We start from the raw sequence: 8197 nt of genomic DNA, 5'->3' as shown, positions 1-8197 counted from the left end.
GCCCCCTGCTCCACGCGCTCGCCGACCACCCTCGCGTCCTCGCCCAGGCCGCCGAGGCCCACGCCCCGGACCGGGTCGCCCGGCACCTGGTGGGGGTCGCGGACGCCACGCTGGAGTTCCTGACGTACGGGGCGGTGCTGCCGACGGGGGAGGAGAAACCCTCGGCCGCCCACCGCGCCCGGCTCGCGCTCGCCGAAGCCGCCGGGACGGTGCTGGCCGGTGGCCTCACCCTGCTCGGCATCGACGCACCCGACCATCTCTGAGCACGAGCGAACACGAGCGAACAGCACGCACAGCGAGAGCCAGAGACAGAACAGAGACGCAGAGACAGACGATGAGCCGTTCCGCACACCCCGCCGGACCCCGTCACGCCGACGTCCTCCCCGAGGGGCACTACACCGCTCCGCCCGCCGATCTGAACGCCCTCGACCCCAAGGTGTGGGCGGGGTCCGTCACCCGTGACGAGGACGGCGCCGTGCGCGTCGGCGGGGTCGACGTCCGGGAGCTCGCCCGGGAGTACGGCACTCCGGCGTACGTGATGGACGAGGACGACTTCCGGGCCCGCGCCCGGGCCTGGCGGGAGGCGTTCGGCGAGGGTGCCGACGTGTTCTACGCCGGCAAGGCGTTCCTCTCCAAGGCCGTGGTCCGGTGGCTGCACGAGGAGGGGCTGAACCTCGACGTGTGCTCCGCCGGTGAGCTGGCGACCGCGCTGGCGGCGGGGATGCCGGCCGAGCGGATCGCGTTCCACGGCAACAACAAGTCCCTCGGCGAGATCGAGCGGGCGGTCACCGCGGGGGTCGGGCGGATCGTGCTCGACTCGTTCCAGGAGATCGTGCGGGTCGCCCACGTCGCGCAGGCGCACGGGGTGCGGCAGAAGGTGCTGGTCCGGGTGACGGTGGGCGTCGAGGCGCACACGCACGAGTTCATCGCGACCGCCCACGAGGACCAGAAGTTCGGCCTCCCGCTGGCCGGCGGGCAGGCCGCCGAGGGGGTGCGGCGGGCGCTCAAGCTGGACGGGCTGGACGTGGTCGGCATCCACAGCCACATCGGGTCGCAGATCTTCGACATGGCCGGCTTCGAGGTCGCCGCGCGGCGCGTGGTCGGGCTGCTCGCCGAGATCCGTGACGAGCACGGCGTCGAGCTGCCGGAGATCGACCTCGGCGGCGGCCTCGGCATCGCGTACACGAGCGAGGACGACCCGCAGGGGCCGCACGAGATCGCCAAGGCGCTCGGGGAGATCGTCGCGCGCGAGTGCGAGGGCGCCGGCCTGGCCGCGCCGCGGATCTCGGTCGAGCCGGGCCGGGCCATCGTCGGTCCGACGGCGTTCACGCTGTACGAGGTGGGCACGCTGAAGCCGCTGGACGGGCTGCGGACGTACGTGTCCGTCGACGGCGGGATGTCGGACAACATCCGCACCGCGCTCTACGACGCCGAGTACTCCGTCGCGCTCGTCTCGCGGACGAGCGAGGCCGAGCCGATGCTCGCCCGGGTGGTCGGGAAGCACTGCGAGAGTGGTGACATCCTGGTCCGGGACGCGTTCCTGCCGGCCGACCTCGCGCCCGGCGACCTGATCGCGGTGCCCGCCACCGGCGCCTACTGCCGTTCCATGGCGAGCAACTACAACCACGTGCTGCGCCCGCCGGTGCTCGCCGTCAAGGACGGTGACACCCGGGTGATCGTCCGCCGTGAGACGGAGGAGGACCTGCTCCGTCTCGACGTCGGGTGAAGTCGGGTGAAGGCGGGCGCATCGGCTGCACCGGGTGCCGTCTGCGCCTTCACGGGGTGCGGCGAGGTGCGGTGAGAGGCATCCGGCGGAAAAGCCGTCGGAATCCGGGGAAGATCCCGGAAAATTGAATCTCAGGATCCGGACGAATCGAAGGGATTTCGTCCGGTGCCTGAGACTGGACAACCGTTGACCGGTATGGGACCGGTTCAGGAAACGAGGCGAGGTCGGATGATGCGTACGCGTCCGCTGAGGGTGGCGCTGCTGGGCTGTGGAGTCGTCGGCTCAGAGGTGGCGCGCATCATGACGACGCACGCGGCCGACCTCGCCGCGCGGATCGGCGCGCCGGTGGAGTTGGCCGGTGTCGCCGTCCGTCGTCCGGACCGGGTGCGGGCCGGGATCGACCCCTCGCTGATCACCACCGACGCGACCGCCCTGGTGAAACGGGGCGACATCGACGTGGTCGTCGAGGTGATCGGCGGGATCGAGCCGGCCCGGAACCTGATCATGACTGCGTTCCAGCACGGGGCGTCGGTCGTCTCCGCGAACAAGGCCCTGATCGCCCAGGACGGCGCCGCGCTGCACGCGGCGGCCGAGGAGCAGGGGCGGGACCTGTACTACGAGGCGGCGGTGGCGGGAGCCATCCCGCTGATCCGGCCGCTGCGCGAGTCGATGGCCGGCGACAAGGTCAACCGGGTGCTCGGCATCGTCAACGGCACCACGAACTTCATCCTCGACAAGATGGACACGACCGGCGCCGGGTACCAGGAGGCGCTGGACGAGGCCACCGCGCTCGGGTACGCCGAGGCCGACCCGACGGCCGACGTCGAGGGCTTTGACGCCGCCGCGAAGGCGGCCATCCTGGCGGGGATCGCCTTCCACTCGCGGGTCCGTCTCGACGACGTGTACCGCGAGGGCATGAGCGAGGTGACCGCCGGGGACTTCGCCTCCGCCAAGGAGATGGGCTGCACCATCAAGCTGCTCGCCATCTGCGAGCGGGCGGCGGACGGCGGCTCGGTCACCGCCCGGGTGCACCCCGCGATGATCCCGCTGACCCACCCGCTCGCCTCGGTGCGCGGCGCGTACAACGCGGTGTTCGTGGAGTCCGAGGCCGCGGGTCAGCTGATGTTCTACGGGCCGGGCGCGGGTGGTTCGCCCACCGCCTCGGCCGTCCTGGGCGACCTGGTGGCGGTGTGCCGCAACCGGCTTGCCGGGGCCACCGGTCCCGGCGACTCGGCGTACGCGGCGCTGCCGGTGTCGCCGATGGGCGACGTGGTCACGCGGTACCACATCAGCCTGGACGTCGCCGACAAGCCGGGCGTGCTCGCCCAGGTGGCCACGGTTTTCGCCGAGCACGGGGTGTCGATCGACACCGTGCGTCAGCAGGGCAAGGACGGCGAGGCATCGCTCGTCGTCGTCACCCATCGTGCGTCCGACGCCTCGCTCAGCGCGGTCGTCGAGGCGCTTCGCGGCCTGGACACGGTCCGGGGCGTCGCCAGCATCATGCGGGTCGAAGGAGAGTAGGCGGAGTCATGACTCAGACTCACCAGTGGCGCGGAATCATCGAGGAGTACCGGGACCGGCTTCCGGTCTCGGACACGACGGAGGTCGTGACGCTCCGCGAGGGCGGTACGCCGCTCGTGCCCGCGCAGGTGCTCTCCGAGCGCACCGGGTGCGAGGTGCATCTCAAGGTCGAGGGGGCGAACCCGACGGGGTCGTTCAAGGACCGCGGGATGACGATGGCCATCACGCGGGCCAAGGAGGAGGGCGCGAAGGCGGTCATCTGCGCCTCCACCGGCAACACCTCGGCCTCGGCGGCCGCCTACGCGGTGCGGGCCGGGATGGTGTGCGCGGTGCTCGTCCCGCAGGGCAAGATCGCGCTGGGCAAGATGGGGCAGGCCCTCGTCCACGGGGCGAAGATCCTCCAGGTCGACGGCAACTTCGACGACTGCCTGGAGCTGGCGCGGGCGCTGGCCGACAACTACCCGGTGGCGCTGGTCAATTCGGTGAACCCGGTGCGGATCGAGGGGCAGAAGACCGCCGCCTTCGAGATCGTGGACATGCTGGGTGACGCTCCCGACGTGCACGTGCTGCCGGTGGGCAACGCGGGCAACATCACCGCGTACTGGAAGGGGTACCGGGAGTACGCCGCGGACGGGCTCGCCACGCGCAAGCCGCGGATGTGGGGCTTCCAGGCCGCGGGCAGCGCGCCGCTGGTGCGGGGCGAGGTCGTGAAGGATCCGCAGACCATCGCGACGGCGATCCGGATCGGCAACCCGGCGTCCTGGGAGTACGCGGAGGCGGCCAGGGACGACTCCGGCGGCCTCATCGACGAGGTGACGGACCGCGACATCCTGCGCGCCTACCGGCTGTTGGCGTCGCAGGAGGGCGTGTTCGTCGAGCCCGCCTCGGCGGCGTCGGTGGCCGGACTGCTGAAGGCGACCGAGGCGGGGCTGGTGGACCCGGGGCAGCGGATCGTCTGCACGGTCACCGGCAACGGGCTCAAGGACCCGGAGTGGGCGACGATGGGGGCGCCGGCGCGACCCGAGGTCGTTCCGGTGGACGCCGCGGCCGCCGCCGCGCGCCTCGGGCTCACCCCGCAGGACTGATCCCCGGATCGGCACCGGTTTCCGGGGCGGGGGAGCGCTCGGCGTGCTCCTCCGCCCCGACCACGTGGTCGCCCGTCTTTTTCGGAAGTTGGCGTGAATCGACACGCTGCGTGTGCCTCCTGTGCGCCCTATGTCGCCGGGGAAGCATCCTTCGATAGTCTGTACTGAACCAGCCCGCCGCATATGCCGTGCCGTGCTCGGTTCCGACGCGTTCGCGTCGTCTCGTGTCCCGCAGTCAAGGAGAGTCATCCAGCGATGGCCGGTCCCGCCTTCCGAGCCGCCGCCGTGCGCGTGCGTGTGCCCGCCACCAGCGCGAATCTCGGTCCGGGCTTCGACGCCCTGGGTCTTTCGCTCGGGCTGTATGACGACGTTGTCGTCCGGGTGGCCGAATCGGGGCTGCACATCGACATCGCCGGCGAGGGCAGCGACAATCTGCCGCGCGACGAGAAGCATCTGCTCGTGCGCGCGATGCGCGCCGCTTTCGACATCCTCGGCGGACAGCCCAGGGGGCTGGAAATCGTCTGTGCCAACCGCATTCCGCACGGTCGCGGACTCGGTTCCTCCTCGGCCGCGATCTGCGCCGGAATCGTCGCCGCGCGCGCGGTGACGATAGGCGGCGAGAACCGGCTCGACGACGAGGGACTGCTGGAGCTGGCCACCGAGATCGAGGGCCACCCCGACAACGTCGCCGCCTGTCTGCTCGGCGGATTCACCCTCGCGTGGATGGAAGGCGGCGTCGGCCGCGCCGTGCGCAGCGAGCCCTCCGATTCCATCGTTCCGGTGGTTTTCGTCCCCGGGAAGCCGGTGCTGACCGAGACCGCCCGCGGCCTGCTGCCTCGCAACGTCCCCCACGTCGACGCGGCCGCCAACGCGGGCCGCGCCGCGCTGCTCGTCGAGGCCCTCACCAGGCGCCCCGAGCTGCTGATGCCCGCCACCGAGGACCGTCTGCACCAGGAGTACCGCGCCCCGGCGATGCCGGAGAGCGCCGCCCTGGTGGAGCGGCTGCGGGCCGACGGAATTCCCGCGGTGATCTCCGGGGCGGGCCCCACCGTGCTGGCCCTGGCCAGTGAGGAGACCGCCCAGAAGGTGGAGATGTCCGCAGGTGACGGCTGGGCCGCGAACCGGCTGGCCCTGGATCTGTCGGGCGCGAGCGTGCTTCCGCTCGCGGCCGGTGCGTGAGCCGCCGCATGAACGGCCGTGTTCCCGGATAAGCACTGACCGGGAGCGGGTATTCAGGCGATTGCCGGATGTGGAGAGGGGGAATGTTTGTGGGATCCGGTAGTGTTAATGTCAAGTCCGCACCCGACCACCCGAGCGTGGCGAGGTGCTTCACGTCCCCGTCCGGGACAGACATTCTTCCGGGAGCCTCCCAAGCCGCACTGTGTTTCGTACGGTACGTAGTACGCGGGCAGCAACCCGTACGCGAATACTGAGCAGCTCTCCGGGCACGCTTCGGAACCGGTGCGACCGAGCCACGTGACACGCAGAAACACGGTGTCGCCGTCGCGGGGAGCGCCACCAATCACCGTTGTTTCCTCCGTCCGATGTGGCGGACCACCGCCCCGGACCGGTCCGATCGATCAGATCGGGACCGATTCCGGACAGCACAACCGGTCGCCGAGCCAGACAGGCCGACGCCCGCTCCAGGGAAGGACCCTTCGTGAGCGACACCACCGATCTGATGGGCGCACGTGTCGACGAGACCGCTGCCGCGCCCGCCACGGACGCTTCCACGCCTGCCAGCGGTGCCGGCTCGCGACGGCGTCGCGGTACCGGCCTCGAGGGCATGGTGCTGGCCGAACTGCAGCAGGTCGCCTCGGGCCTCGGCATCAGGGGCACGGCGCGGATGCGCAAGAGCCAGCTGATCGAGGTCATCAAGGAGGCGCAGGCCTCCGGCGGCGCCCCCGCCAAGGCGGCCGCGTCCGGCGCCGACGCCGAGGCCAAGCCCAAGCGGCGTACCACCTCGCGCACCCGTACGGGTGAGGAGACGGCGGCCGAGAAGGCCCAGATCCCCGGCCAGCCCTCGCCCAAGGCCGAGCAGGCCGCGAAGGGCGAGGCCGAGCAGGCCGCCCCCGCCGCCAAGAGCGACGAACCGCCGGCCGAGCGCCGCCGCCGTCGCGCCACCGCCGAGGCCGGCAGCCCCGAGACCGTCACCGCCGAGGCCAAGGGCGAGACCCAGGGCCAGGACAGAAGTGACAGCGGTAAGGGCGACGCGCGCGGTGACAAGAACGACGTGAAGACCGACAACAAGCAGCAGGACGCCGCCGGCCAGGCGCAGGGCGAGCGCAGCGACTCCGGTGACGCGGAAGGCCGTTCGGGCCGCACCCGTGACCGGGAGCGCAACCGCAACCGCGGCGACCGTGAGCGCGGGGACCGCGGCGGGGACCGTGGCGAGCGCGGCGGTGACCGCGGCGAGCGCCGCAAGGGCGACGACCAGCAGGGCGGCGGCCAGGGCGGCCGTCAGAACCAGCAGGGCGGCGGCCAGAACCGTGACCGCGACCGCCAGCAGCAGGACGACGACGACTTCGAGGGCGGCCGCCGGGGCCGTCGCGGCCGCTACCGCGACCGCCGTGGCCGTCGGGGCCGTGACGACGTGGCCGAGCCGCAGGTCGCCGACGACGACGTGCTGATCCCCGTCGCGGGCATCCTCGACATCCTCGACAACTACGCGTTCATCCGCACCTCCGGCTACCTGCCGGGCCCGAACGACGTGTACGTCTCGCTCGCCCAGGTCCGCAAGAACGGCCTGCGCAAGGGCGACCACGTCACCGGCGCGGTCCGCCAGCCCAAGGACGGCGAGCGGCGCGAGAAGTTCAACGCGCTGGTGCGCCTCGACTCCGTGAACGGCATGGCGCCCGAACACGGCCGTGGCCGCCCGGAGTTCAACAAGCTGACGCCGCTGTACCCGCAGGACCGCCTCCGCCTGGAGACGGACCCGGGCGTGCTGACCACGCGGATCATCGACCTCGTGTCGCCGATCGGCAAGGGCCAGCGCGGTCTGATCGTGGCCCCGCCGAAGACCGGTAAGACCATGATCATGCAGGCGGTCGCCAACGCGATCACCCGCAACAACCCCGAGTGCCACCTGATGGTCGTCCTGGTCGACGAGCGTCCGGAAGAGGTCACCGACATGCAGCGGTCGGTGAAGGGCGAGGTCATCTCCTCGACCTTCGACCGCCCGGCCGAGGACCACACGACCGTCGCCGAGCTCGCCATCGAGCGCGCCAAGCGTCTGGTCGAGCTCGGTCACGACGTGGTCGTGCTGCTGGACTCCATCACGCGACTGGGCCGCGCCTACAACCTGGCGGCGCCGGCCTCCGGCCGCATCCTGTCCGGTGGTGTCGACTCGACCGCCCTGTACCCCCCGAAGCGCTTCTTCGGTGCGGCCCGCAACATCGAGGACGGCGGTTCGCTGACCATCCTCGCCACCGCCCTGGTGGACACCGGGTCCCGCATGGACGAGGTGATCTTCGAGGAGTTCAAGGGCACCGGCAACATGGAGCTCAAGCTCGACCGGAAGCTCGCCGACAAGCGCATCTTCCCGGCCGTCGACGTCGACGCCTCCGGCACCCGTAAGGAAGAGATCCTGCTGGGCGCCGACGAGCTGGCGATCACCTGGAAGCTGCGGCGTGTGCTGCACGCCCTGGACCAGCAGCAGGCCATCGAGCTGCTCCTCGACAAGATGAAGCAGTCGAAGTCCAACGCCGAGTTCCTGATGATGATCCAGAAGAACACGCCGAACCCCAGCGGGGACTGACGGCGAAGGCACCGTCGAAGGGCCGCTCCGCGCATCGCGCGGGGGCGGCCCTTCGGCCTTTCCGGAGCGTGTGCGCAGTGTGTGCGCCGGGGCGGGGCGGGAGAGCTT

6 protein-coding genes are annotated in these 8197 nt (G+C 71.3%); all 6 read left to right on the top strand.

Annotated features, from left to right (window positions below; all coding sequences use genetic code 11):
• A partial coding sequence (locus tag ACOV8S_RS14400; protein ID WP_448318201.1) for a DALR anticodon-binding domain-containing protein occupies positions 1–263 on the top strand: 263 nt, incomplete at its 5' end.
• A 71-nt stretch (positions 264–334) separates the two neighbouring features.
• Entirely contained in the window at positions 335–1726 is a 1392-nt protein-coding gene (gene lysA, locus ACOV8S_RS14395) for a diaminopimelate decarboxylase (protein ID WP_448318200.1), read from the top strand.
• A 228-nt stretch (positions 1727–1954) separates the two neighbouring features.
• On the top strand, positions 1955–3247 hold the full coding sequence (locus ACOV8S_RS14390) for a homoserine dehydrogenase (RefSeq protein ID WP_351111740.1): 1293 nt from the start codon (positions 1955–1957) through the stop codon (positions 3245–3247).
• A gap of 8 nt (positions 3248–3255) precedes the next feature.
• Positions 3256–4332, top strand: a complete 1077-nt coding sequence (gene thrC, locus ACOV8S_RS14385; protein ID WP_448318199.1) for a threonine synthase — start codon at positions 3256–3258, stop codon at positions 4330–4332.
• A gap of 255 nt (positions 4333–4587) precedes the next feature.
• Positions 4588–5511 carry a homoserine kinase gene (thrB, locus tag ACOV8S_RS14380; RefSeq protein ID WP_448318198.1) on the top strand — a complete coding sequence of 308 codons (924 nt, stop codon included), beginning with the start codon at positions 4588–4590 and terminating at the stop codon, positions 5509–5511.
• Positions 5512–5992: 481 nt separating this feature from the next.
• Positions 5993–8089 carry a transcription termination factor Rho gene (rho, locus tag ACOV8S_RS14375; protein WP_448318197.1) on the top strand — a complete coding sequence of 699 codons (2097 nt, stop codon included), beginning with the start codon at positions 5993–5995 and terminating at the stop codon, positions 8087–8089.
• Positions 8090–8197 lie beyond the last annotated feature (108 nt).

The organism is Streptomyces sp. CO7 (assembly GCF_053474865.1).
The sequence above is the reverse complement of the archived record's forward strand: the minus strand, read 5'-3'. Positions and strand labels throughout refer to the sequence as shown.